Genomic DNA, 25,965 nt, shown 5'->3' on the forward strand with positions numbered 1-25,965 from the left:
CGGCGGCGCGACCCTTTCGGGTCCCCGCTATATCTGGTGGAATTTCGTCGCGTCTTCGCGCGAGCGCATCGAAGAGGCCAAGGCCGAATGGCGCGCACAGAACTGGGGGAAGGGCCGCTTCGATCTCCCGGCCGATGACCGGGACGAGCATATTTCCCTTCCGGACTAACCGGTGCCCACCGGTCGATCACCCAAGCCGACGTACGATAAAGCAGCGAGAACTCTAGCGTACCTGTTCACATCGGGGTCATGATACCTATCTCTTAGCCGGTGTTTCCAAATCCTATGTTTGCTCGGTGGGACGCCCTGCGCACTCAGAGAGTTGTACGTGATTTCCGTCAGCAGACGCGAATGTCTGCTTCCTGGCGAGAACCAAATGTCGCTTTCTGGCGCCAGTGAGTGCCGCAGTTGAATCTGAATAGGCCATGGAAGTTCGCTTCCGTGTCGCGTCATGGAGTGTCGGCAGCACGGCAACTGGCGAAGCCCGTATCATTCTTTCGCTGCGACATGTTCGAAGATTTCCTCCTCCTGCGCATTATGAAGGCGAACGAGAGCTTCGATCGATTCCATCACTCTTTGCGCATCGCGGACGAGGTAGAAATCGACATGAGCAGGATCGAGGCCGTCGGTGATGCGTCCGAGCAGCCGCGATTGGTGGAGAATTTCGCGATGCGCGCGGCTCATTGCGCCGAGGCCATGCTTGTCCGCCAAAAACTCCAGCAAGCGCGGATAGACGTCCGTCTCGTCGTTCCGCTCGTGGCCGACAATGGGACCGGAAACAATCCGCCCCGCTTCGAGGATGAGCGGCACGGCATCGTTCGGCGTGGCCGTATCGAGCGCGTCGGCAATTGCCCTTAGCCGGTCGAGCAAAAGCTCAAGGCGCTCGTGCTCCTCTCGCAGGCGATTGGCCGCTCGCGCCGGCATATGCTGCCGGCCCGAGCCGCGCGCAGGTCCGAGCGCACGCAGCGCATTGAGGATGACGGCGACGTCGATGACTTCCTGCGTCAGGGCTCCGGCCACCGGTGCCAGCCATCCCGCCGCCGCGGCCAGCATCGCCACGGCCGACATTGCCATCCCCGCCAGAATGCTCTGCATAGCGATGCGGCGCGCACGCTGGGCGATCTCCACCGCGTCGGAGACGCGATCGAGGCGGTCGACGAGAATGACTACGTCGGCCGCTTCCGAAGAGGCGCTCGCTCCCCGAGCCCCCATAGCGACGCCAACATCCGCCCGCGCGAGCGCTGGCGCGTCATTGATGCCGTCGCCGACCATGACGGTACAGTGAAGCCTCTGTTCCGCCGCGACCGCATCCACCTTGTCCGCCGGCCCGCGATCGGCCAGCACCGCGTCGAGATCGAGTGCGATACCAATCGTCTCCGCCGCATCCACCCGGTCGCCGGTGACCATGAGTATTCGCCTCACCCCGCAGGTACGCAGGGCTTGGACGGTACGCGGACTCTCGCGGCGCAGTTCGTCGCCGAGCAGCAGCGCACCGATGGCCTTCCCGTCAACTGACACGAATATGGTGAGGGCCGAGCGCCAGGCTGCGCGTCTCAGCACGCGCAGCGCCCAGTCTTCCGGCTTCGTCGAGCCATAGATGAACGGATGCGAGCCAGCCCGGACGCGGCGTCCGCCGATTTCGCCCTCCAGTCCGGAGCCCATGGATTCGCGAACGTTCAAGGGCATTTCAAGATGGAGACCCTTGCCCACGGCCGACGCGACGATCGCGGCGGCGACGATGTGCTGCGAGGCCTGCTCCAGCGAGCCGGCAAGCCGCAACACGTCGTCCGCGTTTCCACCCGGAGCCGGCTCCGTCGCCACGAGCCGGGCGCCGCCCACCGTCAGGGTCCCGGTCTTGTCAAAGATGACCGTATGGGTGCGCGCCAGCGTTTCGAGCGCCCCACCGCCCTTTATGAGTATGCCGCGACGTGCCGCCCGGGATAGCCCGGCGACGAAGGCCACCGGTGCGGCGAGGATCAGCGGACACGGCGTCGCTGTCACCAGCACCGCCAACGCGCGAATGGGGTCGCCTGAGATCAGCCAGGCACCGCCCGCGACGGCTAGGGCGAAGGGCAGCAGCAGCAGCGCGTAACGGTCGGCCATCCGCACGAAGGGGGCTTTGGCCGTCTGCGCGGCAGTCGCCATGCGCACGATACCGGCATAGGTGCTCTCGCCCGCCCTTGCTGTGGCGGTGAGCGCAAAGGTCCCGCCGGAATTCAACGTGCCGCTGCGAGCCGTCTCGTCTTGGCGACGATGCACGGGCATCGGCTCGCCGGTCAGCGCCGACTCGTCAATCATCGCATCTGGGGAGGATATGATGCCGTCGACCGGAACGATTTCGCCCGCGCGCACCAGCACACGGTCCCCGATCTCAACGTCTTCGACGGGGATGTCGCGAATGCCATCATCCAGGCATTTGTGGGCGCTGCGCGGCGCGCGGTCGACCAGCGATCGGAGATCGCGTTCTGCCCGGCCGACGGCGAAATCCTCCAGCACGTTGCCGCCGGCATACATGACGGCGACCACGACAGCCGCGAGGCCCTGCCCCATGACGAGGGCAGCAGACATGGAGATCAATGCGACAGCATCGACGCCGAGTCGGCCGTTCATAAGGTCGCGCAGCATCGAGACAATGAGGGCCGCGATGATCGGTAGCGTGCCGGCCGCCCATATCAGGTCAGCCGTCGTTTGCGCTCCCAGAAGCCGAGCGGCAATCCCGACCGCCAGTGCCGCCAACGCTGCGGCAACGAGTGCACGGCGAACGATGCGCTCCATGTTCAGGTTGTCCACCGATACCCGTCCGTCGCCGCGCCTGACCGGCCCGGGAAGGGCAAACCGTCCCTTCCGACGTCGATCGCCCCGGCTGCTGCGGCGTCCCGTACCAGCGCGTATTTCACCTGTGCCGCTCGCAAGTCACGATACCAAGTCACCAGTTCACCCCACGGGTCGTTGACCTTGGCCAGTGCCGCCAGGAAGGCGACGACGGTGCCCATTTCGGTCTGGCCGGTAACGACGAGATAGCCGCCGAGCGCGAGAATGGCGGCGATGCCACCGTGCGCCATAAGGTTCATCAGCAGGTTCATGGTGTATTTCAGCCAGTAGATGCTCATGTTCGTTCGGTAGATCGACATGATATTTCGATACTGGCTTCCATCCGTGTCGCGTGCGCTGCCAGCATCGACGATTCCGGTGCTGATGGCGCGGAAGAGCATGATGCGCGACGCGATGCGCCGGTTGATCCTTTCCTGCATGAGCGGAAAGAACATCATCTGCGGGATGAAAACGCCGGCAATCACCAGCGCCATCACCGGTTGCAGGTACAGAAGGTAGACTGCGACAATGACGAGCACGCCCGCTTGAAGCACGGTTTCGCTGATGCTCTCTCCGACGAAACCGCCGACCGGCTCGGCTTCGTCAAGCACGATGGAAAGCTGAATGCCTTCGGTCTCCGGGCTTATCGGTTCGTCGCCACGGCACCGGGCAGCCGCGAACACCGCCTCGCGGAGCCAACGAACTGAAAACTCGCCGATCCAGTTGCGGTACATGTTCAGCGCAAGCTTCAGCAGGCCCTCCGTCACGATCACCGCCAGATAGGCCGCCACCAGAGCAAGGATGGGCTGAAATGCGCCCCCGCCGACGGTATCGTTGACGATGCGGCGTTGAAGCTCGATCGGCACGATGTCGATGGCCAGTACCAGGCCAGAGATGAGAATGAGGGCAAGCTGGTGCCAGCCACTCACACGCCAGACAAATCGTAGCAGGGAATTGGGCATTCATCCCTCCCGCAGAAGCTGGGGTGTGGTCGGCGTGGCACGGAATGAGCTTCAGCATGACGCCGCCAAGCCCAGCGGTCGATGACGACGATCAACAGAATGATTTTTGTGCCGACGGCCCGAATGTGCGGACCCGCCAGCGCGAGCAGGATCAGATAAGAACATTCCCAAAGGGCATGGCCCGGCTGACGGCATTCAAACCGCAGCCGGAAAGGCGACCTCTGCAATTGTGCCTCTCACGGCTGCCCGCTTGAGCTGAAATCGCGCCGCGTGCAGTTCGCAGATGCGGCGGACGATTTCGAGCCCGATACCCAGTCCGCCGGAACGCTTGAAGTGGCCCGGAGCCCCGTCATCGGGCGGTGCCTCGAAGCCGATGCCATCGTCGACGACGTTGATGCGCCCGTCATCAGTCGACAGCACGCGGATCACCACACCGGGACCGCCATGGCGCACCGCATTCTCGATAAGGTTACGCACCGCATCGCGCAGCAGCGGCGCGCAGCCCGAAACAACCGGATCGCAGGAGGGCTCGAATGCGATCGAGGCGCCGTTCGCGTATACGAACTGCGCCATCGATCCGACCACCTCCTCCAGCAGGGCATCGATATGCACCTCGCTGAAGCGCGTGCGATCGACCGACTCAAGGCGTGCCAGCGCGACCATCTGCTCCAAGAAGTGGGAGAGCTCATCGACCTCCTCGATAGCTCTCCTGGCCCTTGGATGGTCTATCATCTCCAGCTCGAGCCGTATCACGGTCAACGGCGTGCGGATCTCGTGCGCGATCGCCGAAGTGAACAGCTTCTGGCCGGAGGTCAGCTTGCGCACGCGCTCATATGAGCGGTTCACGGCATCGGCGAGCCGGGCGATTTCGAGCGGCATGCCCTCCGTCGACAGCCTGCTGTCCGGCTTCATCGGATCGAGCCGCGTGGCTGCGCGGGCCGCATGCCTCACCGGTTTCAGGGCAGAGCGGATCGAATACAGACTGGCGCCGAGCACGAAGATCAAGGTGAGGCTCATGGGCACGAGCATGTGCTCGATCACCTCATCGGCGAATACGCCCCAAAGGGCGCCTTGCGGGTCGCCTTCGATGGCGATCTCGATGAAGGCCCGCTGCCCTTCGATATCGACGGTTCGTCCACCCGCGAAGGACAGGGGATATCCATCCGCGAGCGTCCGCAGCCAGAAGGTCGGCGGGTTCAGCTCCAGTGGGAGAAAATGCTCTGTGCATGTGGCACCACAGCGGGAGAACAGAATGACTCCCGAGGGCGTCCGCACACGCGCCGCGTATCCCGAACCTTCGACGCCGTAGCGCTCCCGCAATTCCTGCGGAAGCTCGTAGCGCAGAGCAGTGTTGTTTTTCGAAAACCCTTCCGCGAGGGTCTGTGTTTCGCGCTCCAGCATCAAACGCGACAAATTGGCGGGATCGCTGGCATATTGCACCAGCACGATGATCAACTGCGCCAGCATAGCGAGCAGGGCAAACAGTATGATGCGGCGCGCGAGGAGGGTGCCCAGAGGAAGCGCCGTGCGGCTCATGGTTCGACCTCACGCAAGAGATAGCCGACACCCCGCACGGTCTCGATCGCCACGCCAGCCGGGCAAGCAGCGAGCTTTTTTCGCAAGCGCGAAAGCTGGAGTTCTATCGCATTAACTGAGATGCCCTCATCGAGCTCCGAAAGCCTGTGCTCCAGCACGCGCTTTGGCGTCACCTTGCCAAGGTCGCGCATGAGGATTTCAAGCAAGGAGCGTTCGCGCGGCGTCAGAGGAATGACATCGCCTGCACAGCTCACTTCGAGACTGGCTGGATCGAAGCGCAATCGCCCCGCCTCCAGCACCGGTGCGACGGTCGCCGGAGCGCGTCGCAATAGAGCTCGAATACGTGCCAGCAACTCACCGTTATTGAACGGCTTGGCGAGGTAATCATCGGCACCGGCATCGAGCCCTGCAATCCGTTCGTCGATGGCGCCACGTGCGGTGAGCACGAGAACGGGTGTCATGATGCGTTGACGCCGGAGCGCGCGAAGCACGTCCAGCCCGTCACCGTCAGGCAGCCCGAGGTCCAGCAGCACAAGATCATAGGCATTGATGCGAAGGGTGCAGAGGGCGTCCGCCGCCGTGCCGACGGCGTCGATCCGCCAGCCCGCCTGGCGGATCGTTTCGCTCACGAGCTCACGCAATCGGCGGCTATCTTCCACCAGCAGCATTCTCATTTTCGCGGAAGTCCCCGCGGGCAGCTCATTCCAAGCGCTTGCGGCCCGTGATCATCGACAGAACGAGATTTTCGTTGTGCCGCCCGCTCTCGATGAGCGCGGCTCCGGCATGGAGGATCGCCATGACGAGAATGGCATTCGCCAGAAATCCGTGCGTTGCTTCTAGCCATTCCTCGCCCCAGAAGGCGTCGAGACCCATCATCCAGCCGGTAGTGCAGGTCGCCGCCAGCAGCGTCATGAGCATCAACATCATAACCGCCCCTGCCGGGTTGTGTCCCAGCATCCGGGGCTCTCGCCCCATTGAGAGAGCAGCAAGATAGCTTCTCAGTCGTCGCGGACCCGGAACGAAATCGGCGAAGCGGGCATACCGCGTACCGACGAAGCCCCAGATGACGCGGACCACAAGAGCGCCGGCAACAATATAGCCGATGACGCGATGAGCCATTTTCCCGTCGTCAAGAATGAAGAGATTGAGCAGGCACCCCGCCACCACGGTCCAATGAAAAATTCGGACGATGGGGTCCCACACCTTGATGGTGGGGACACCCTGAACCGATCTGAACTTCGATACGACCCGATCGGACTGCGGCGTCATCAGTCGATCTCGGACTTCACGACGGCGCCAGATACCGGATTGAAGTACACCTCGGCCTTCTTGCCGTCCTTGGTGTAGCCGTAGATTTCGTAGCAGCTGCCGGACACTTTGAAGGTGCGTATCTTCTGATAGCCCATCTCCGACACCTTGGCCTTCATCGCGTCCTCGCTCATCCACTTGTCCTTGGCCTCGCTTGTGCAGATCGGGCCCGCCAGAGCGGCAGAGGGGGTGATAAGTGCCGTAGCGGAGGCGATCAGCACGGTGGCGACAGCGGTGGTGGAAAGGATGTGACGCATCGAAGACTCCCTTGAACATCGGCTGATTACCGACGCTCCAGTCGTACCGAAGCGCACCTGTCGATAGTCTGTCGGGGCGACCAGATCGCCGGATTGTTTCGGACGTGACGCGGCTTCCTAGAAAGGCTCAACGTGACACGCAGGGCACATCGCGCATCGCTGCCCGTCGGGCAGATTTCGGAGCGACTTGTCCAAGTTCGACTCGGCTTGTCGACGCCCCCCGAGCAATGGGGTAGCAGCTTCTAAACCGTTATCGCTCCTGCTGGATGCCGGCGGTGCCGGCACCCCTTATGTTGGTTGGCTGCTGCCTCGCATCTCCTTGGTTGGCAGTGCCCGGAGGAGCGTTCGCTATTGGGAGCTTAGAATTTCTTCCCCAATATGTTAGATGGGGCGGGAGGCTAAAGGTCCGCTTTCTGGCGAAGTGCTAAGGTCCGAAAGTGGCACGAGGTCGACGTCCCTTGTTTCGCGGCAGCGGACCAGTGACGGCCATATCGGTCATATTGCCGATAGAGCAGAAGCTGCCGCGATCCGCCCGCGTTTTGCATCGACCTCGGTTCCGTAGGGGGCCGATCGCTGCTGAAGATCTCTCAAGATCGATTGCGCTAAATCTCCTTGCGCCGGGATCGGCAGCAATCGGTTGTGATAGTCGTCTGCGCCGAGCCGCTGCTCCCCGCCGAGGACCACGGGGAGAAGATCGATGGCCGCCACCCTGCCGTCGTGATCGAAATGGCAGGTGGCGACAACGCTCTTCCAGACCTCGGGCGGGCTCCATTCCTTCTGCCCCTCCTTCAGGTGAAAGAGGAAGTTGCCGAGACCGTAGAACAGCGGCGCCCCCTTGTAGATTTCGATCGCCTGAAGCACGGGAGCTCCATGGCCGACGAAGGCGCCGGCTCCAGCGTCGACGCAGCGATGCGCGAAATCGACGACCCAAGCCGGCACGTTCTGCCAGCTCGGCTCCCAGTGATGTTGGTGCAGATAGGCGATCACGAAGGCACCCCCGGCCGTGGCGCGGCTTATGGCGTCGAGTTGCCCCCGGGCACTGTCCTCGTCCACGATGATGCGGCGGCACGGCGCTGCGGCTTCGCGGAAGATCGTGCCCCAGAAGTCGATTTCATCGGCTGCGACCGAGGGACGGTCATTGGGCTGCGCGTAGTTCGCGCGCTCCAGCGGCGAACTCTCGAACAGGTGCTGGATTTCCCGCAGGGATTCGAGCCGGGCGGGGTCGAGCTCGAAAATCCGCTTTACGCGTAGCCGGTTCACGCCGGGGCGCGCGGGGCGATCCTTGCCCGCGTCGTCGGCATACATCGTATCCGGCCCGGGACCGGCATCCATCGCCACTAGCGCCACCTGGCGCCCGCCGAGTGGGCCCACGCCGGCGCGCTGTGCGTCGTCCCAGTCGATGCCGATTCCCGCGTGGAGGAAGTCGCGTGAACTGACCTCTTCCAGCGTCGACAGGATGCCGGAAGGGCCAAGATCGAACGCGTGATTGTTCGACAACGACAGCACATTGAAGCCAATGGCCTTCAAAGCGTCGAGCACCTCGGGGCCGGACGAGCCGAAGTAGAACCCTTTGAGCGGCCAGCCCTCGTGCCGGCCATAGATGCAGCCCTCGAAATTGGTGAACGCGACATCGGCGCGCCGCAGGGTTTCGACCACGCTGGCGAAACCGGGCTCGGTAGCTTCCCGCACATCGTGATGGATAAGGGACTGGCCCGTCACGGCGAGGGTGAACGGCTTGGACATGACACGGTGTTCTTTCAAAGGCGCACGATAGCAGGGAGGAAGGCGGCCATGCGGGGCAGACGCATCGCCGCTGCGATCCGGAGGGCTACTTCGGAGGTGACATGTCCATGCCGAACCACTTCTCGGTCAGAGCCATGATGGCTCCGTCCTCATTGGCACTCGCGATCGCCTTGTCGAAGGCGACCTTCAACTGCGGATCCGTCTTGCGGATGCCGATTCCCGCGCCGGGCCCCCAGGGGCCGCCATTGAGCATGGGACCGTAGAATTCGGCCACGTCGCCATCCTTGCTCTCAAGGAAGGTCTTGAGGACGAAATAATCCGCCAGCGTGCCATCGACCCGGCCGGCCGCCACGTCCATGGTCATGTTCTCGTTGGTGTCGTAGCTGCGGATGGTCGCGACCTTGCCGAACAGCTCGTTCACCACGACCTCGGAATTGGACGAGCGCAGCACGCCCAGCGTCCGCCCGCTCAGCGCGGTGCGCAGCGTATCGATGGTCGCCTGCTTGGAAGCGTCCATCTGGGTGAGGTTCAGTTTCGCCTTGGCATCGGTCGGCGGAAGGCCGAGGCCCTTGCGCATGACGATCTGGTTGAAGCCCACCGCATAGGGCGTCGAGAAATCGATCGTCTTCTTCCGTTTCTCGGTGATCGACATTCCGCCCATGATGGCATCGTACTTGCCGACCGTGAGGGCGGGAATGATGCCATCCCAGTCCTGCGCGACGAAAGTGCAGGTCGCGCCCATGCGGCGGCACAGCTCATAGCCGAGATCGACGTCGAAACCGATCAGCTTGCCGGTGGGGTCGGTCGAGTTCCAGGGCGGCGAAGAGCCCTCGGTCGCGATGGTGACCTTCATCGGTTCCTGCGCGAGCACGGGCGCCAGTCCCATCGTGGTGGCGAGGGCAAGGGCAAGCATGAGCTTTTTCATATGTGTCTCCTCTGGAAAGGCATGCGGGGGCGTGCCGCCGAGCACGCGGCGGTTGGTGTCGGTGGAATGGAGGCGACGGCGGCGTGGCTGGTCAGAGCGCCTGCCGCAGCTTCAGGAGCCACGGGAAGCGCGCCTTGTCTGGCGGCGCCCCGGAGAGATGGAGTTCGATGAGGTTGAACAATCGCGAGGCTAGGAATGTCAGGCCGAGATAGATCGCGCCGGCGGCGATGAAGACCTCGTAGGGAGCGAAGGTCTCAGAGACCAGCTTTCGCGCCAGTCCGGTGATCTCCAGCAGCGTGACCGTGCTGGCCAGCGAGCTTGCCTTGATCATGCCGACAACTTCGTTGGCATAGGAGGGCAGCACGGTGCGGAAGGCGAGCGGGAACACGATCCGCAGGCGGATCTTGGTGGGCGACAGGCCGATCGCCTGTGCCGCTTCGACGAGGCCCGGCGGCACGGACTGAATGCCGCCCCGGAACACCTCGATGGTATACGCCGCACTGTTGAGCGAGAAGGCAAGCAAGGCGCAGTAGAACGGATCGCGGAACAGCAGCCACAAGAAGCTTTCGCGCACGAAGGCGAGCTGGCTGAGCCCGTAGTAGATGAGGAACAGCTGAACCAGCAGCGGCGTTCCGCGGAACACATAGGTATAGGCGAGTACCGGCATCGACAGCCATTGCGAGCGGGAGGCCCGCATGAAGGCCAGCGGCACGGATAGGCCGAAGCCGATGAGGAGCGACAGGATGGTGAGCTCCAGCGTCAGCACGACGCCACCCAGCAGGGTCTCGATGCTCTCGGTGATGAGGGCGATATCCATGGCGTAACCCTCAATGTACCGGGGCGAGCATGCGGCGCTCGACAAGACGGAATGTCAGCAGGGAGAAGCTGGTGAGCATCAGGTAGAGCGCCGACGCCGCGAGATAGAAGGTCAGCGGATCGCGCATCGAACCGGCACCGACCACGGCGACGCGCATGATGTCGGAGAGACCCACGATCGAAATGAGCGACGTGTCCTTGAGCAGCGAAATCCAGAGATTGCACAGGGCTGGAAGCGCGATCCGCGCCATCTGGGGCAGAATGACCAGCAGCCACGTCTGCCAGGGTGCCAGTCCGATCGACAGCGCGGCTTCGGTTTGCCCGCGCGGAATGGCCTGGATTGCTCCCCGGAAAATCTCCGTGGCATAAGCGCCGAACACCACGGTCAGGCTAAAGACCCCCGCCCACAGCGCGCTGACCTCGACATAGGAGCCGACCAGCGCGGTGAGCGCGGCGGTGCCACCGAAATAGACGAGGAGAATGACCAGCAGCTCCGGCACGCCACGCACGATGGTTGTGTAGGCATCGGCGACCATTCGCAGCGCGCGGAAGCGCGATAGCTTTGCCGCCGCGCCCGCAAGCCCCACCAGCATGCCGAAGGCGCCACTGATGGCGGCCACCAGCACCGTCGTCTCCAGACCGCGCAGGAACTGTTCCTCAAAACCTCCCATCGCCGACACCCTCAACATACCGGATCGAGAAAACGGCGCAGCCCCGCCGAGGCCGGCCGGGACAGCACCTCTTCGGGAGGGCCCTCTTCCTCGATCCGCCCGCCCTGCATGAAGGCGACGCGGCTGGACACCTCGCGGGCGAAGGAAAGCTCGTGGGTGACGAGGATCATGGTCCGCCCTTCCTCCGCGAGGCTGCGGATCGCGCGCAGCACCTCACCCGTCAGTTCCGGGTCGAGCGCCGACGTCGGCTCGTCGAACAGCAGCACCTCCGGCTCCATGGCGAGAGCGCGTGCGATGGCGACCCGTTGCTGCTGGCCACCGGACAGGTGGCGGGGATAATGGTCGCGCCGCTCGATCAGCCCCACCTTGCGCAGATAGTGTTCGGCGCACTCCGTGGCGGCCCGGCGCGTCAGTCCGCGCACGTGGACCGGCCCTTCCATGACGTTCTCAAGCGCGGTCTTGTGCGGCCAGAGATTGAAGCTCTGGAACACCATGCCCAGCGAGGCCCGCACGCGACGCGCCTGACGCGCATCACCGATGCGCGCACCGTTGCGACCGGCGGGAGGCCGGATATCGAGCTTCTCGTCGCGGAACCAGATTTCGCCACTGTCAGGCACTTCGAGCAGGTTGAGACAGCGCAGCAAGGTGCTCTTGCCCGAGCCGCTGGCACCCAGCACCGAGATGACCTCATGGGGATAGGCCGCGAGACTGACCCCACGCAGAACCGGATGCGTGCCCAGCGTCTTGTGCACATTCTCGGCGCGCAATGAGGCGATCGCCGCCGCGCGCCCGCGACGCGGGTTTTCCGAATGAATGTCGATCGCTGTTTGCATCGTGCGTCCGGCCTGGGCATCACGTTCGCGCGCCTCCAGGATGAGACGGCCGGCCCGAGGCCCGCGAGCGGCCGGCGTGGTCAGAAAACAACCCTGCCTATATCGGCGTCAATTTATAAGCTGAGAATAATTTCGATAAGCATCACTTATCATCGACCTCTCAGCCCACAGCGCGTGCGGGTTCGAAATGCTGGATAGATCTAAATGACTCGCGGCGGCCCGACGCCTTCTTGCGGTTTTGGCTTAAGTCAAGATTATGCCTTCCATCCTTCCTCGCGAAAGCCGCCAACGTGCCTGACCAGCCCAGTGCCGACGTCAAACTGCGTCAGTTGCAAATCCTCCGGGAGGTTCTACGGACCGGATCGGCCCGCTATGCCGCGCGGCTGTTGAAGGTCAGCCAGCCGGCCGTCAGCCAGCACATCAAGCAGCTGGAGGCGACGCTGGGCTTTCCGCTTTTCCTGCGCGAGAAGAACCGGTTGATCCCGACCCATCAGGCATGGGAGCTGCTCCGCGACATCGAGGTCACCTTTGCCAGCCTGGAGAAGGTCGGCAAGTCGATTGCGGCGCTGAAGGGCCAGGAGCCCACGGCGGTGGGGCTCGCGGCGCCGGGCATCTTCTGCTTTGAACTGCTCCCACGCGCACTTAGCGCCCTGCGCGCGCACTATCCCGGCTGTTCTGTGCACCTGCATTCGGGCAGCTACCAGCAGACCGCCGAGCACGTACTCAATGGGCGAGCCGATCTCGGCCTCTCCCGCCTTCCGCTCGACAGCAATGTGTTCGAGTGGCGCCCGGTCGCGACCGCCCGTAACGTCTGCCTGATCTATCCCGGACATCGCTTCGAGCAGAAGGACCTGGTGGTCGCGGAGGACCTGGTCTCCGAGGCGCTCGTCGACATCGATCCGCAGTTCTCGGCCCATCAGATGAACGTCAACTCGCTGCGCTACATGGGCGTCGAGCCGAACATCGCCGTGGAGTTCGATGCGACCGGCCACGATGCGGGCTTCGTGGCCGCCGGCATCGGGGTGTCCGTCACCAATGAAGTCATCGCGCGCGAATATCGCCGCTTCGGCCTGATCACGCGTCCGTTCGAGCCGAGCGCGGTCTATCATTACGTCGTGTTCTGGCGGCGCGGGTACAAGCTGAACGGGCGCCAGCAATTCCTCGCGGACGAACTGGCGCGCAGTTTCGTCGTTTCGCCGCCGCGAGCGGGGTCAACGTAGCGCACCGACCTCCCGCCCCGCCTCCTCCCGCAACAAAGCGAGGAAAGCCTCGGCCTCCCGCGAGGCGCCGCTGCGCCGGGTGAAGGCGCCGATGTGCCGGTGGAACGCGTCCTCCCCAAGGGAGAAGACCCGGACGCGCTCTGACGCCGCGCCGAGATCGGAATGGGGGATTAGCGCGACCCCCATGCCCTCGCTGACCAGCGCGATCATCGTATCAAGATAGTTGATCCAGATATTGTCGGCGACCGCCGTACCCGTCCGCTCCAGAAAGGCGTCGATCCTGCGACCGCTGATGGTCGAGCGGTCATAGCGCAGCAGCGGCCGCCCGACCATCGCCTCGCGCCAGTCGGCGGCGTCCACCGCCGCTGGCGCGATGAGCACGAAGGGCTTCGTGAGCAAATGGTGCCACACGACATTGCCGGGCAACTCACCGGAAGGCTGGATCATCACCGCGAGATCCAGTTCCTCGCGCTCGACCTGCCCGAGCAGGTCGTCCTCGCCGCGCATGGAGCGCAGTGTCACCTTGGGAAAAACCCGATGGAACGCCAGCATGCTGCGCGCGACCAGCCCACTATGCAGCGAGGCGACCGTACCCACGCGCAAGGTGGTGCGGATTTCGGAAACGGCATGGCGTCGGCGCATCTCCGCGACCAGCGACACGACCTGATCGGCCAGCGGCACCAGATCCTGCCCATCGGCGTTCAGCGTCGCGGAGCGGCCCGTTCGGAAGAACAGGCGGTAGCCGACAAAGTCCTCCAGCCGGCGGATCTGCTCGCTGACAGCCGATTGCGTCAGCCCGATGCGCTCGCCGGCCTCGGTGAAGGTGCCGTAGCGAACGGCCGCCAGGAAGGTTTCGATTTCGCGCAGCATCTCCGACGACCACCTCGCGTAGGACTAAACTGAGCATCGAAATCTTCGATGCTTAGCTACGGGATTATTCGTTTTCCGATCGCACTGCAACATGGTCTTCTTTTCCGCATAACCAGAGGGAAAAGCCATGTTTCATCGTATGTCACGCCTCGCCGGCGGGCTGGTCGCGCTCGCCATGGGCCTGGGCCTGAACGTCGCTGCCGCGCAGGAATCCCGCCTCGATACCATCGTCAAGCGCGATAAGGTGATCGTCGCCGTTTCGTCGACGGCCCGCCCCAACGGCTTCATCGACGAGAATGGCAGGCACACCGGCTTCGAGGTCGAATTCGCCCGGCTGATGGCCAAGGCGCTGGTCGGCGATCCCGACAAGATCGAACTGATGACCACCACCGTCGATGGCCGCTTCCCCGCCGTGCTGTCCGGCAAGGCGGATTTCGGCATCTCCACCGCCACCATCTATCCTGACCGGGCGGTGCGCCTCGCCTTCACCCGTCCCTACATTGATTCCAGCACGCTGGTCGTGGTGCCCAAGGGCTCGCAGATCAAGACGCTGGCGGATCTCGACAATGAGAACGTGGTGCTGGGCTCGACCAACAGCGCCGCCATGGTCGACCGCGCCAAGAAATACGCGCCGAAGGCAAAGGCCATCTTCTTCGACACCGACAGCGCCGCCGCCCTGGCGCTGAAGAGCGGCCGCTCGACCGCCTGGCAAGCGGATTCGGCGGCGGCGAACTTCTTCGTCGGGCACAATGGCGATGAGTTCGTGGTGCTCGACGGCTCGCTCGGCACCATCAACAACAACGCCATCTTCATGAAGCCTGGCGACTTCCCGCTCTGGCTGGCGCTCGACACCATCGTGCGTGAGTACGTCAACGGTTCGCGCTACGGCGAATATGCCGCGCTGTACAAGACGTGGTTCGGCAAGGAGCCGCCGCCCCAGCGGCCGTTCAACCAGAACTGACGGCCGAAAGAGCGTCCGTCCATGGATTTCGGCTTTATCCTCAACAATGCACCTCTGCTGATGGAGGGGGCGGCGATGACCGTCGCCCTCGCCATCGGCGCCCTGCTCGGCGCCACGATCGGTGGCGGCGTGGTGGCGGGCCTGCGCATGAGCCGCCATGCGCCGCTCCGCTGTGTCGGCGCCGGCTTCGTCGAGATCATGCGCAACACGCCCATCCTCGTGCAGATCTTCGTGCTGTATTTCGGCTTGCCGACGCTGGGCGTGCACATGTCGGCATTCACCTCCGCCGTGCTGGCGATGTCGCTGCAGAACAGCGCCTATATCGGCGAGATCTACCGCGCGGGGCTGGAATCGATCCATCCGCGCCAGCGGGAGGCGGCACTGGCGTTGGGCATGATGCCCGGCATGGCGCTGAGGGTCATCCTGCTGCCGCAGGCGCTTCGCCGCGTCCTGCCGCCGCTCGGCAACCAGTTCATCATCATCATCAAGGACACCTCGGTCGCCTCGACCATCGCGGTCGCCGAACTGACCCAGGCCAGCAAGCTGCTGCTGGACCGCAGTGCCGCCCCCTACGAGACCTTCGCGACGGTCGCCCTGATCTACCTCGCCATCAGCGCAGGCGTCGCCGGCGTGCTGAAGCTCGCCGAATGGCGCTATCCGGTGAGGGTTTCGTGATGACGTCCGCCATGCTGACCTCCTCCGCGCTTTACCTCGCGCAGGGCGCGCTGGTGACGATCGGCCTGTCACTGGGGATCATCGCCGTCGCCACCGTCGCCGGCATGCTGCTGGCCTTGCTCCGTCTCTATGGCTGGAGGCCTCTGGGGCTTCTGGCGGCAGCCTATGGGCTGGTGGCGCGCGGCGTGCCGCTGCTGGTGCTGCTGATCGGCAGCTATTTCAGCCTGCCCTATCTGGGCCTCGACATGCCGCTCTGGCTGGTCGTGGTGCTGATCGGCGGCCTGTACTTCGCCGCCTATGCCGCGGAGGTGTTCCGGGCAGCGCTGGCAGCGGTGCCGCGCACGCAGTGGGATGCCGGCCGGGCTTTGGGCATGCGGCGCTTTCAGCTCTTCACCATCGTGATCCTGCCGCAGGCGCGGCGTCTCAGCCTCCCGCCCTTCCTGAACGTGGCTCTGGTCGCGGTGAAGAACACGTCGCTGGTTTCCGCCATCGGCGGCTGGGAACTGGTCGCGGCCGGACGCGAGATCGGCGAGCGGACCATGGAAATACTCCCCGCCTACCTAGCCGTCGCTGCGTTCTATTTCGTGATCTGCTTCTCAATCTCGCAGATCGGGCGCCATGTCGAAAAGAAGATGCGCTATGTCTGACCTCATCCCCCCTGCCACCCCCGCGCCGCTGGTCGTCATCGACCGCGTGGGCAAGTCGTTTGGCCCGGTCGAAGTCCTCAAGGAGGTCAGCCTCACCGTCGCCGCAGGGGACGTGCTCTCCCTCATCGGCCCCAGCGGGTCGGGCAAGACCACGCTTCTGCGCTGCGTGAACTACCTCGAAACCTATGAGCGGGGCCTGATCACCATCGCCGGCGAAAGCGTCGGCATCGAGCAACTGCCCGATGGTCGGCGCCGCCGCAAGTCGGACCGGCAGATCGCGGCACTTCGGGCGCAAGTCGGCATGGTGTTCCAGCACTACAACCTGTTCCCGCATCTCGACGTGCTGGAGAATCTCACCGTGGCGCCGTGCCGCGTTCATGGTGAGGCGCTGGGTCCGGTGCGTGAGCGCGCGCTCGCCCTTCTCGAGCGGGTCGGCCTTGCCGATAAGCGCCACCGCTATCCTTCCGAGCTTTCAGGCGGCCAGCAGCAGCGGGTAGCGATCGCCCGGGCGCTCACCATGCAGCCCCGCCTGCTTCTGCTCGATGAGGTGACCTCCGCCCTCGACCCGGAACTGGTGGGCGAGGTGCTCGACGTCATCACCTCGCTGGCGGCCGACGGCATCACCATGATGATCGTGACCCATGAAATGGCTTTCGCACGCGAAGTTTCGACCTCGGTCGCCTTCATGGCGGAAGGCCGGCTCATCGAGAACGGGACACCGGAGGCCATCTTCGAGGCGCCCCATCACGAACGCCTGCGCAGCTTCATGCAGCGCTACCGCGCGGGGAACCGGCTGTGAGAGCGCCTTCATCCATCCAGGAATTCACCTCAATGTCCGCCCCCTTGCGCCCGACCTGGTGCGAGATCGATCTCGGCGCCATCGCTCACAATGTGCGCCAGCTGCGCCACCTCATCGGTCCGGCTGTCGCGATTTATATGTGCCTCAAAGGCGACGCGAGCGGCTGCGGCGCCGCGGAAGTAGCGCGGCGGGCCGAGGCGGAAGGCGTCGACGGCTTCGCGTTCGGCAACATCGACAGTGCCCTCGCCTGCCGCGCCGCCGGCATCAAACGCCCGATCCTGCTCTATCCCACCTGCCTGCCCGACAGCGCGCCCCTGCTGGAACAGGCTGAACTGATGCCCACGCTCTCCACGCTGGGGGACGTCGTCCTCTGGGATCGGGCGGCCCGCCACCGCCTGCCGGTTTTCCTGAAGATCGACGGCGGGGGCTTCCGGGCCGGCGCCTTCCCGCATGAGGCCGCGGCGATGGCGCGTGCGATCACCGATAGCCGTCATCTTCGTCTGGCGGGGGTCTATGGCCACCCGATGACGAGTTACGGCTTCGATGACGAGCCCTACACCCTCGCCCAACTCGACGCGATCAAGCGGGCGCTTGCCGCCATCGAGGCGGAAGGCATCGAGGTGCCGATCCGCATGACCTCCAGCTCAGCGATCGTCCTGGGCCATCCCAACGCGGATCTGAATGCGGTGGATCCGGGGCGGCTTGTGGTCGGCATGTCGTTCCAGTCGGTGGCCAAGCGGCACGCAAGCTGGAAGCCCGCGCTGGTGGGATTGAAAAGCCGGCTTGTCATGGTGCGCGCGCTCGCGCCGACGGATGATCTCGTCCGGGCGCCCTTTCTGAGGCTCCGCCCGAACATGCGCTTGGGGCTCATTCCCTTCGGCTGGAGCGATGGCTATCCCAAGTCCATGCCGCCCAACGCTACGGCGCTGATCCGCGGAAGGCGGGTTCCGCTGCTCGGCCCCTCGCACTCGGAACTGCTGCGCGTGGACCTGACGGATGTGCCGGACGCGCAGGTCGGCGACGAGGTGGTCCTCCTCGGCCGTTCGGGTGATGTCGCTATCCAGATTGAGGAACTGGCGGAACAGTGGCGGATGTCGACGCACGAGCTGTTTCCCGCCATCGGAAAGACCCTACCGCGTCGTTACATCGACTAAACTCGACGTCTTAGAGCTCTCCGCCACAGTCCCGATGGCATCCGGGCCGGAACAGATGCGCCATTGCCCTGCGGCACTCAAGCCCCCCGTACCCGTGCTTCCGTGCCGGCATTGCGGCACTGCCCCAAGCAGTGCCGGCAATGGAACGGTGCCGCTGCAATTGCATCAAGCGCGCAAAATCCCTGCGGATGCGCCGCAATTCCGGCCAGGGAAACTGCCGCCCCTCGGCGCCATCGGCCCGACGGCGATCAGCACGTCGAGCTTGGCCACCCAAGCTGCAGTTTCCACCCAGACCGTGACGCGTCTTGAGCGCGGTGAGGCGTTGAAGGCGGCAACGGTCGGGCGTCTTCAAGCTGCGCTCGAAGCTGCCGGCATCGAGTTCATTCCGGAAAATGGGGGCGGCGCCGGTGCGCGCTTCCGGAAGCCGTCCGTGTCGAGCTAACGGCGCCTGTGCCGACACTGTCGGCCGACAGGACGACCATTATTGCCCAAATCGAGAACCAGCCGATAGTTCGAATTAATCCTTGCGCTCCGCCAAATATCTCATAGCACTACACTGGAAATCACCCAAAATCATACAATACATTGAAATTTTTTATCTATTTGCCAGAATTCCTATTCTATAAAAATACTTATTACATAAATTTCTAATGCTCTACCGAAGGTATTTTTGCTTTCTCAGGGAGCCCTCCCCTTCCAGGTAAATCGTCACAAACCCATACGCCTCAACGCTCCCCCCTTTGTGCACTCGCCTGCTCCGCTTGCGGTGCGGTACAAATCGCGCCTCAAATGCGTTGCAACATCGGGTACAGTGTGAGCGGCAGCGGCATTGATCGCGATGTGAAGCGCGGTCCGCGCACCGGCGTCTATCTCCCCCTTCGGCACTACAGATGCCCGGATGCCACAAGCACCGGAACCCCGGATGCCGTCCCCCTCGCCCACTCTCCCTCCCGTTCGCGACCATCCCCGCGCCGGGTTGCTGGCGATGAGGCCATTCTGGCCGGGAGGCCGCAGCCGCCGCCATCCAAGCTCCTGACGAAACAAGGCCTTCCTTGCCGATGGAGCCGGCCCGCGGCGCCCCCTGGCCCCGCGAGAAGGCACATTGAGGCGCCCCTGCGAAAAAGGGGCGCCTCAAGCGCCCCTTTCGAATCGGTCGATCGTCCCGGACGTCGCCGCCCCGGCAAACCGTCTCAGGTGTCGCCGGTCACTTCTCCAGCACCGATACCGTGGCGGTGAGGCCGGCGACCAGTTGCACGCCGTCCGGCGCCTCGTCGAGCACGATGCGCACCGGCACGCGCTGGGCCAGCCGCACCCAGCTGAAGGTCGGGTTGATATTGGCGAGCAATCCATTGCCGACCGTGCGCTCGCGGTCCTCGATACCGGTGGCGATGCTCTCGACATGGCCGCGCAGCGGCGCCGCCTGCCCCATCAGCCGGATCGACACCGGCGCGCCGACGCGGATGCGGGCCAGCTTGGTCTCCTCGAAATAGCCTTCGATCCGCAGCGAATCGGTATCGACCAGCGCGACCTTGGCGGTGCCGGCGGTCACATAGTCGCCGGGCCGCAGGCTGAGATTGGAGATGGTGCCGTTGACCGGCGCCTTCACTTCGGTGCGTTCGAGATTGAGCTTGGCGAGTTCGCGGTCGGCCAGCGCCTGCCGATAGGAGGCGGCGGCCTCGGCCTCCGACATGCGCATCTGCTCGGTCTTCTGCTCCGACACGACGTCCTTGAGCTGCTCATAGCGCTCGCGGTCGCGCTTGGCCTGGTCGAGCGTCGCCTTGCGGCCGTCGACGACGGCCTCGGCCTGCTCCAGCGCAATGGCGAAGCGGGCGCGGTCGATGCGGAACAGCACGTCGCCCTTCTTCACCGCCTGATTGTCCTGCACCAGCACGTCGCTGACGAAGCCGGCGACATCCGGTGCGACGCCGACCACGTCCGCGCGCACCTTGGCGTCGCGCGTCCACGGATCGTCCATGTAATGCGCCCAGAGCTCGCGCCCGGCGCCGAACGCGGCGAGGACGAGGACAAGCGTGACGATGACGCGGATGGCGCCGCGAAACGAAACCTTCATGACAGCCACCATTGGGACAGCAGGGACATGCCCTGCAGAAGAACGACGTAGAGGGCGATGTCGAACAGCCCGCGATGCCAGACCAGGGCATAGACGCCGAGGAAGGCCAGCACCCGCCGCACCACGAGGCTCACCAGCAGCGTCGCCACCATCAGCGCCAGCAGGTTGGGGACGTAGACACCGTAGATATCGATTTCACCGGACATGGGATCACTCCGCCGCCAGCAGCATCGGCTGGCCCGAACGCTCCGGCGCGAAGCCACCGGCGGGCCCCGGCGCATCCGGGAAGAACACCCGCCTCAGGCCGACCAGCGCGTCGAGCGTGCGCCGCGCCTCCGCGCCGGTGTGGCGGGCGGCGAGACGAAGCGCGACGTCGAGCGCCGCGCAGAGCGGCTCGGAGGGCGCGACCAGCCTGCGGCGCGCGGCGCGTTCGCGATACAGCGCCGCGACGCCGGCCAGCACCGCATCGATGGCCGCGCGATCGTCCGCCGCCAGGCCGCGCCGCGTCTTCTGCAGCTCGACGATGTTGAAGCCGACGCGCACCTCGGCGAAGCCGTCGACCTTGGCCAGCTCGCGGTCGTCGATAGTGGCGATCCGCGGCACCAGCTGGCCCAGCCGGTCGAGCATGCGGCCGGCAAGGCGCTCATGATCGCCGTGATGGCGGCCGGACGCGGTCTCGGCGAGGTCGTTCCATCCGGCCTGCACCAGGCGCCGTGCTGCGATCTCCGCACCGAAGGGGCGCGTCGCGATGGTCCACACCAGGGCGAAGGTCAGGCCCGCCATCGCCGCGAGCCCTTCATTGGCGAAGGTGCCGAAATCGACGCTGTAGCGGTTCTGCATCGCCACGAAGGAGGCGGTGTTCACCGCCATCAGCATGCCCAGCATGGTGAATTGCGGCCGCGGGATCAGCAGGCCGAGCAGCAGGAAGGGCGGCGCGAACACCAGCACCAGCATCTCGAAATCATGGACCAGCGGCAGGATGCCGAACAGGTACACGCCGGAGACGACGATGCTGACGCCGGACCAGATCGCCATGGAGCGGATAAAGGGCGCCGGACGGTCCATCGCGGCGAAGAACGAGCAGGCGACCGCGGTCATCATCACCGCACCGCTGCCGCTCGACCAGCCGCTGGCGATCCAGAACGCGCTGGCGAGCAGGGTCGCGAGGACGCAGGAGCCGGCGGAGAACAGCATCAGGCCGAAATCATAGTGCCGCGCCCGCCCGAGCACCCGGCGATGGCGGAAGCGCGGACGCCAGGGGCCGGCGTGCTGGCCGCGCTCGATGTCGGCACGCAGGGACAGACAGTCGCTCCACAGCGCGACGATCTCGTCCAGCCGGTCGAGCGCGCTCACCTGCACCAGCTCGTCCCAGTTGGCGGCATCCTGCGGACGCAGGGCCCTCAGGGTGGCGGACAGCAGCTCCGCTTCGGCGGGATCGGCGTGGCGGCCCCGCGCGAACCAGTCCGCCACCCGCGGCAGCAACGCCGCCAGTTCCGGGGAGAGCGCGCCTTCCTGCGCCTTCAGCGCATGCAGGCGGTCGGCCAGCGAGGAGAGCAGCGGCATCAGCATGAGCAGCCGGCCGCGCAGTTCGCGCGCATGGGGCACCACGTCGCGCGTCGCCGCGTCATAGGACAGCTGGCTGATGATGAGATCGAGACCGATGATGTCGGCGGCGAGCTTCTGGCGGCGAAGCGGGGTCGCCGGCAGCGCGCCCTCGCCGCGCAGGATTTCACCCGCCCAGGACGCGGCATCGTCGAGCCAGCCGGCGATGCGCGTGGACAGCGCCGTGCCGACGCTGGTCGGGAACACCACCGCGCCGACCACCGTGGCGCAGGTGATGCCGATGACGATCTCCTCGCTGCGGGCCAGCGCGACGTCGAAGATCTGCTCCGGCGTGCCAATGGCCGGCAGCGCGATCAGCGGCAGGCTGTAGCCCGCCAGCATGAACACATAGCTGCGCGGCGTGCGGTCGAGCATGGAAATATAGAGCAGGGTACCGGTCCACAGCGCCACGACGAGGCTGAGCAGTTCCGGCGCATTGACGAACAGCGGCACGAAGAACACCGCCGCGCTGGCGCCGATCAGCGTGCCGAGCGCGCGGTACAGTCCCTTGGAGCTGGTGGCGCCGGCGAGCGGGTTGGCCACGACATAGACCGCCGCCATCGCCCAGTAGGGGCGCGGCAGGTCGAAGGCCAGCGCGATGTAGAGCGCCAGCATGGAGGCGAGGAAGGCCTTCCCGGAGAACAGCCAGTCCCGCCAGGATGGCAGGGCCACCGGCAGGGTCACGACGACACCTCCTCCGCCGAACGGGCGGACACCTCGTCGAAGGCCTTCAGAACGCGCAGCGCGGCTTCCAGGTCGGACGGATCGATAGGGGCGAGCACCTGCCCGCGCACCTCCACCAGAACCTCTTCTATGTGCGCGGCGAGTTGCTCGCCGGCCTCGGTCAGCCAGATGGTCTTGGCGCGGCGGTCGGTGGGGTCGTCCCGCCGCTCGATGAGATCGGAAGCGGCAAGCTGGTCAAGCAGCCGCACCAGTGACGGGCCTTCGATGCCGACATAGGCGGCGAGCGTCACCTGGCGCACCCCGCCGCCCAGCCGGCCGGTCCACAGCAGCGGCGCGGCGCAGGCTTCGGAAATGCCCAGCGCTTCAAGCTCCCGCTCGGCAATGCGGCGCCATTGGCGGCCGGCCTGGAGAAGCTGGGCGGTGAGCGCCCGCCGAAGGTTGTCGATCTGGTTCATGGCCTAATTAATAGGATACGAATTATATTTTCGCAAACAAATTATCGACCGCCGCACAGGCTCGTGATCGCCCTGCTGCTCGCCGGTCGCGGGATCGCTGACTGGAAACTGGTATCGGCTCGCCGTCCGGCGACGCAGCCCCGGCTATTTCACCTTCAGGGCGGCCAGCACGGCTTCCGGCCGGATCGGCAGGCGGCGCAGGCGCACCCCGACCGCCTCGAAGATCGCATTGCCGATCGCCGGCGCCACCACCGTCGTGCCGGGCTCGCCCAGCCCGACCGGCACCTCGGTGCTGTCGACGAACTCCACCACCACCTCCGGCGTATCGATCATCCGCAGCGGCGTGTAGCTGTCGAGGTTGCGATCGCGCACCTGGCCGTTCTCGAACTCCGTGCCCTCGCAGAGCGCCATCGACAGGCCCCACAGCGCGGCGCCCTCGCATTGGGCGCGGGCGCTGTCGGGGTCCACCACGGTGCCGCAATCGACCACCAGCCAGATCTTCTGCACGTCGACGAAACCGGTCTGCCGGTCGACATGCAGCTGCACGGCGCCGCCGACCCAGGTGGGCATCGACCGCGCCTGGCCATAGGAGGTCGCCACGCCGATCGCGGTGTCCGCCGGCAGTTTCGCCTTGCCGTAGCCGGACAGCGCGGCGACGCGGGCGAGCACCTGCGCCTGCCGTGCCGCGCCGCCGACCGAATCCGGCGCGGTACCGGCATTGCGGCCCTCGGCCTTCAGATGGTCGAGGCGGAACCGCACCGGATCCTTGCCGACCTTCACCGCCGCTTCGTGCATGAAGCTCTCGATCGCCCAGTTGATCCAGCCCGGCGACACCGAGCGCAGCCAGCCGGGGCGGAAGGTGCTCTCCGCCAGATCGTTGGAGATCGCGCGCGCCCGCTGCGCCCCGACCGAATACCAGTGATCGACGCCGTCGCTGGCGAACGGATCATACGGCTCGCCATTGACGCCCTTGGGCATGAAGGCCGGCACCATCACCTTGGTCGGCCAGCCCGCCGCCACCGCCGTATCCATGGCGATGACATTCCGGTCCTGGTCGAACGCCATGCGCACCCGCTGGACCGAGGGCGAGCGCGGGCTGTCGAACCTGAGGTCGTCCGGCCGCGTCGCCACCATCTTCACCGGCTTGCCGCCGAGCGCCTTCGAGGCCAGCGCGACCGGCACCGCATAGTCGCCGTTGAGGCGCCGCCCGAAGCCGCCTCCCAGCAGGTAGCTGCGCATGACCACGCCGTTCTCGTCGACGCCGAGCGCCTTTTGCAGCCAGGGCAGCGCCAGCGACTGCCATTGATTGCCGGTGTGGATTTCCCAGACGCCCTCCGCATTGCGGAAGGCGAGCGCGTTCACCGGCTCCAGCTGGAAGTGCAGCACGGTCGCGGTGGTGTATTCCGCCTCCATGGTCACGGCGGCGCGGGCGAATACCGGCACCACATCGGTGTCGCCGGTATCGAGCACCGCGCCCTTGGCGTCGTCGGCGATCAGCGCGCGCGCACGCTGCTGGATATCCGCCTCGCTCACCCGCGCGGCATCGCTCGGCTTCCACTCGACCCTGACGAGGCCCGCCGCCTTCTGGGCGGCCCAGTGGCTGTCGGCGATCACCATGGCCCAGCCGGGCGCGGTCCCGGACGGATCGTCGAGCTTGAGTGTCTGCTGATATCCCTTGATCGCCTTGGCGGAGCTGTCGTCGATGCGGACAATCTCCGATCCGTAGCGCGTCGGCGGCAGCAGGGGAGCCGCATGCACCATCCCCTCGACCTTGGCGTCGATGCCGAAGATGGCCTGCCCGGTGGTCTTGTCGGCGATGTCGAGCGCGGTGACGTCCTTGCCGACCAGCGTCAGCTCGGCATGCGGCTTCAGCGGCAGCGCCCTCAGCTCGTCCTCGGTGAAGCTGCGGGTTATGCCTTGCGCCACCAGCTCGCCGAAACCGGCGCTGCGGCCACCGCCGGACACCACGCCGTTGGCGACGCTGACCGCCGCCGGATCGAGGCCCCAGAGCTCGGCGGCCTTCTGCGCCAGCGCCACCCGCCCGGCCGCGCCGGCCTGGCGATAGACCGGCCAGCTCTGCCACACCGACCAACTGCCGCCGGTGACCATCAGCCCCCATTTGGCGGCGGTGTCGACATGCTCGATATGCACGTCGTCCCAGTTGGCGCCGAGTTCGTCGGCAAGGATGCGCGCAATGGCGGTGCCGACATGCTGGCCCATTTCGGCGCGGATGATGTTGACGTTGATCCGGCCCTCGGTATCGATCCAGTACCAGATGGCCGGCTCGTAGCGGGCACCGGCCGCCTCGATCGGCGTGCCGCCGGGCATCGCCGGATCCATCGCCGCCAAGCCGGCGCGCGGAAAGCCGAACACCGCGCCGGCGGCGCACATCGAGACGAGGAAACCGCGGCGGCTCAATCCACTTTCGCGCGAGCGGTCGGCCAAGCGGGCGCCATTATCGCGCGAGCGGGCGCGGAAGCGGGATTCGTCAGCCATTGGTGGTCTCCCCCCGCAGCGCCGCGGCCGCCTCGCGCACCGCGGCGCGGATGCGGAGATAGGTCATGCAGCGGCAGAGATTGCCGGTCATCACCGCGTCGATGTCGTCGTCGGTCGGGCTGGGAATGTCCTTCAGGAAGGCGGCGGCCTGCATGATCTGGCCGGATTGGCAGTAGCCGCATTGCGGCACCCGCAAATGGCGCCAGGCCTGCTGCACCGGATGGTTGCCGGCGGGGTCCAGCCCCTCGATGGTGGTGATCTCGGTGCCGGCGACATCGCCCACCGGCGTGATGCAGGAACGCGTCGCCCGGCCGCCGACATGCACGGTGCAGGCGCCGCACATACCGATGCCGCAGCCATATTTGGTGCCGGTCAGGTCGATCGTGTCGCGGATCACCCAGAGCAGCGGCGTGTCGGCTTCGACGTCGACGCTGACGTTCCGCCCGTTGACCGTGAAGTCGATCATGCC

At 65.4% G+C, this 25,965-nt stretch carries 26 protein-coding genes; 8 read left to right on the forward strand and 18 right to left on the reverse strand.

The genetic code is table 11. The annotated features are described in order from the left end of the window. A partial coding sequence (locus tag KHC24_RS09645) for a pirin-like C-terminal cupin domain-containing protein (RefSeq protein ID WP_271180514.1) occupies positions 1-169 on the forward strand: 169 nt, incomplete at its 5' end. Between the two features lie 320 nt (positions 170-489). Here the strand turns inward: KHC24_RS09645 and KHC24_RS09650 are convergent. The 11 genes from KHC24_RS09650 to KHC24_RS09700 form a co-directional block, all read right to left on the reverse strand. Then, positions 490-2,775, reverse strand: a complete 2,286-nt coding sequence (locus tag KHC24_RS09650; RefSeq protein ID WP_213363282.1) for a heavy metal translocating P-type ATPase — start codon at positions 2,773-2,775, stop codon at positions 490-492. Between the two features lie 2 nt (positions 2,776-2,777). After that, entirely contained in the window at positions 2,778-3,773 is a 996-nt protein-coding gene (locus KHC24_RS09655; RefSeq protein ID WP_213363039.1) for an ABC transporter ATP-binding protein, read from the reverse strand. 195 nt (positions 3,774-3,968) lie between these two features. Further along, positions 3,969-5,309 carry a sensor histidine kinase gene (locus KHC24_RS09660; protein ID WP_213363040.1) on the reverse strand — a complete coding sequence of 447 codons (1,341 nt, stop codon included), beginning with the start codon at positions 5,307-5,309 and terminating at the stop codon, positions 3,969-3,971. Continuing rightward, entirely contained in the window at positions 5,306-5,983 is a 678-nt protein-coding gene (locus tag KHC24_RS09665; RefSeq protein ID WP_213363042.1) for a response regulator transcription factor, read from the reverse strand. The genes KHC24_RS09660 and KHC24_RS09665 overlap by 4 nt, the downstream gene beginning before the upstream one ends. Positions 5,984-6,008: 25 nt before the next feature. After that, entirely contained in the window at positions 6,009-6,578 is a 570-nt protein-coding gene (locus tag KHC24_RS09670; RefSeq protein WP_213363044.1) for a cytochrome b/b6 domain-containing protein, read from the reverse strand. After that, entirely contained in the window at positions 6,578-6,874 is a 297-nt protein-coding gene (locus KHC24_RS09675) for a PepSY domain-containing protein (RefSeq protein WP_213363049.1), read from the reverse strand. Before KHC24_RS09675 ends, KHC24_RS09670 begins: the two co-directional genes overlap by 1 nt. Before the next feature lie 495 nt (positions 6,875-7,369). Continuing rightward, a complete protein-coding gene (locus KHC24_RS09680; protein ID WP_213363050.1) occupies positions 7,370-8,617 on the reverse strand; it encodes a CapA family protein in 1,248 nt (415 codons plus the stop codon). Between the two features lie 85 nt (positions 8,618-8,702). Further along, positions 8,703-9,542 carry a transporter substrate-binding domain-containing protein gene (locus tag KHC24_RS09685; protein ID WP_213363056.1) on the reverse strand — a complete coding sequence of 280 codons (840 nt, stop codon included), beginning with the start codon at positions 9,540-9,542 and terminating at the stop codon, positions 8,703-8,705. 91 nt (positions 9,543-9,633) lie between these two features. Then, positions 9,634-10,359 carry an ABC transporter permease gene (locus KHC24_RS09690; protein WP_213363058.1) on the reverse strand — a complete coding sequence of 242 codons (726 nt, stop codon included), beginning with the start codon at positions 10,357-10,359 and terminating at the stop codon, positions 9,634-9,636. A 10-nt stretch (positions 10,360-10,369) separates the two neighbouring features. Beyond that, positions 10,370-11,029: an ABC transporter permease gene (locus KHC24_RS09695; RefSeq protein ID WP_213363059.1), complete on the reverse strand. Its 660-nt coding sequence runs from the start codon at positions 11,027-11,029 to the stop codon at positions 10,370-10,372. A gap of 11 nt (positions 11,030-11,040) precedes the next feature. Beyond that, positions 11,041-11,862 carry an ABC transporter ATP-binding protein gene (locus KHC24_RS09700; protein WP_213363061.1) on the reverse strand — a complete coding sequence of 274 codons (822 nt, stop codon included), beginning with the start codon at positions 11,860-11,862 and terminating at the stop codon, positions 11,041-11,043. Positions 11,863-12,152: 290 nt separating this feature from the next. Here KHC24_RS09700 and KHC24_RS09705 point away from each other — a divergent pair, with 290 nt between their 5' ends. Beyond that, positions 12,153-13,082, forward strand: a complete 930-nt coding sequence (locus tag KHC24_RS09705; protein WP_213363063.1) for a LysR family transcriptional regulator — start codon at positions 12,153-12,155, stop codon at positions 13,080-13,082. Here the strand turns inward: KHC24_RS09705 and KHC24_RS09710 are convergent. Next, on the reverse strand, positions 13,074-13,952 hold the full coding sequence (locus tag KHC24_RS09710; protein WP_213363064.1) for a LysR family transcriptional regulator: 879 nt from the start codon (positions 13,950-13,952) through the stop codon (positions 13,074-13,076). The two genes, KHC24_RS09705 and KHC24_RS09710, sit on opposite strands and share 9 nt — an antisense overlap. A gap of 127 nt (positions 13,953-14,079) precedes the next feature. Here KHC24_RS09710 and KHC24_RS09715 point away from each other — a divergent pair, with 127 nt between their 5' ends. From KHC24_RS09715 to KHC24_RS09740, 6 genes are all read left to right on the forward strand, one after another. Next, complete coding sequence (locus tag KHC24_RS09715; RefSeq protein WP_213363065.1) at positions 14,080-14,913, forward strand: ABC transporter substrate-binding protein; 834 nt, start codon at positions 14,080-14,082, stop codon at positions 14,911-14,913. 21 nt (positions 14,914-14,934) lie between these two features. Further along, positions 14,935-15,588: an amino acid ABC transporter permease gene (locus KHC24_RS09720; protein ID WP_213363066.1), complete on the forward strand. Its 654-nt coding sequence runs from the start codon at positions 14,935-14,937 to the stop codon at positions 15,586-15,588. Then, the gene (locus tag KHC24_RS09725; protein WP_246546613.1) at positions 15,588-16,235 is read left to right on the forward strand and encodes an amino acid ABC transporter permease; all 648 of its coding nucleotides are present in this window, start codon (positions 15,588-15,590) and stop codon (positions 16,233-16,235) included. The genes KHC24_RS09720 and KHC24_RS09725 overlap by 1 nt, the downstream gene beginning before the upstream one ends. Beyond that, entirely contained in the window at positions 16,228-17,034 is an 807-nt protein-coding gene (locus tag KHC24_RS09730; protein ID WP_213363069.1) for an amino acid ABC transporter ATP-binding protein, read from the forward strand. The genes KHC24_RS09725 and KHC24_RS09730 overlap by 8 nt, the downstream gene beginning before the upstream one ends. 32 nt (positions 17,035-17,066) lie before the next feature. Beyond that, on the forward strand, positions 17,067-18,188 hold the full coding sequence (gene alr, locus KHC24_RS09735) for an alanine racemase (RefSeq protein ID WP_213363071.1): 1,122 nt from the start codon (positions 17,067-17,069) through the stop codon (positions 18,186-18,188). 232 nt (positions 18,189-18,420) lie between these two features. Further along, positions 18,421-18,630, forward strand: a complete 210-nt coding sequence (locus KHC24_RS09740; RefSeq protein ID WP_213363283.1) for a transcriptional regulator — start codon at positions 18,421-18,423, stop codon at positions 18,628-18,630. A 762-nt stretch (positions 18,631-19,392) separates the two neighbouring features. On the opposite strand, the gene KHC24_RS09745 is transcribed toward KHC24_RS09740, so the two are convergent. The 6 genes from KHC24_RS09745 to KHC24_RS09770 all read right to left on the reverse strand — a co-directional run bounded on the left by KHC24_RS09745 (position 19,393) and on the right by KHC24_RS09770 (position 25,962). Then, positions 19,393-20,259 (reverse strand): efflux RND transporter periplasmic adaptor subunit, encoded by an 867-nt coding sequence (locus tag KHC24_RS09745; protein WP_213363072.1) that lies wholly within the window; start codon positions 20,257-20,259, stop codon positions 19,393-19,395. Beyond that, complete coding sequence (locus KHC24_RS09750; RefSeq protein ID WP_213363073.1) at positions 20,256-20,465, reverse strand: DUF1656 domain-containing protein; 210 nt, start codon at positions 20,463-20,465, stop codon at positions 20,256-20,258. Before KHC24_RS09750 ends, KHC24_RS09745 begins: the two co-directional genes overlap by 4 nt. Positions 20,466-20,469: 4 nt before the next feature. Next, positions 20,470-22,533: an FUSC family protein gene (locus KHC24_RS09755; RefSeq protein WP_213363284.1), complete on the reverse strand. Its 2,064-nt coding sequence runs from the start codon at positions 22,531-22,533 to the stop codon at positions 20,470-20,472. 8 nt (positions 22,534-22,541) lie between these two features. Continuing rightward, on the reverse strand, positions 22,542-23,000 hold the full coding sequence (locus KHC24_RS09760) for a MarR family winged helix-turn-helix transcriptional regulator (protein WP_213363075.1): 459 nt from the start codon (positions 22,998-23,000) through the stop codon (positions 22,542-22,544). Positions 23,001-23,144: 144 nt separating this feature from the next. Then, complete coding sequence (locus tag KHC24_RS09765) at positions 23,145-25,496, reverse strand: xanthine dehydrogenase family protein molybdopterin-binding subunit (RefSeq protein ID WP_213363076.1); 2,352 nt, start codon at positions 25,494-25,496, stop codon at positions 23,145-23,147. After that, entirely contained in the window at positions 25,489-25,962 is a 474-nt protein-coding gene (locus KHC24_RS09770; RefSeq protein ID WP_213363077.1) for a (2Fe-2S)-binding protein, read from the reverse strand. The genes KHC24_RS09765 and KHC24_RS09770 overlap by 8 nt, the downstream gene beginning before the upstream one ends. Between the last annotated feature and the right edge of the window lie 3 nt (positions 25,963-25,965).

This window comes from Ancylobacter defluvii, assembly GCF_018390605.1.
GTDB classification, from domain to species: domain Bacteria; phylum Pseudomonadota; class Alphaproteobacteria; order Rhizobiales; family Xanthobacteraceae; genus Ancylobacter; species Ancylobacter defluvii.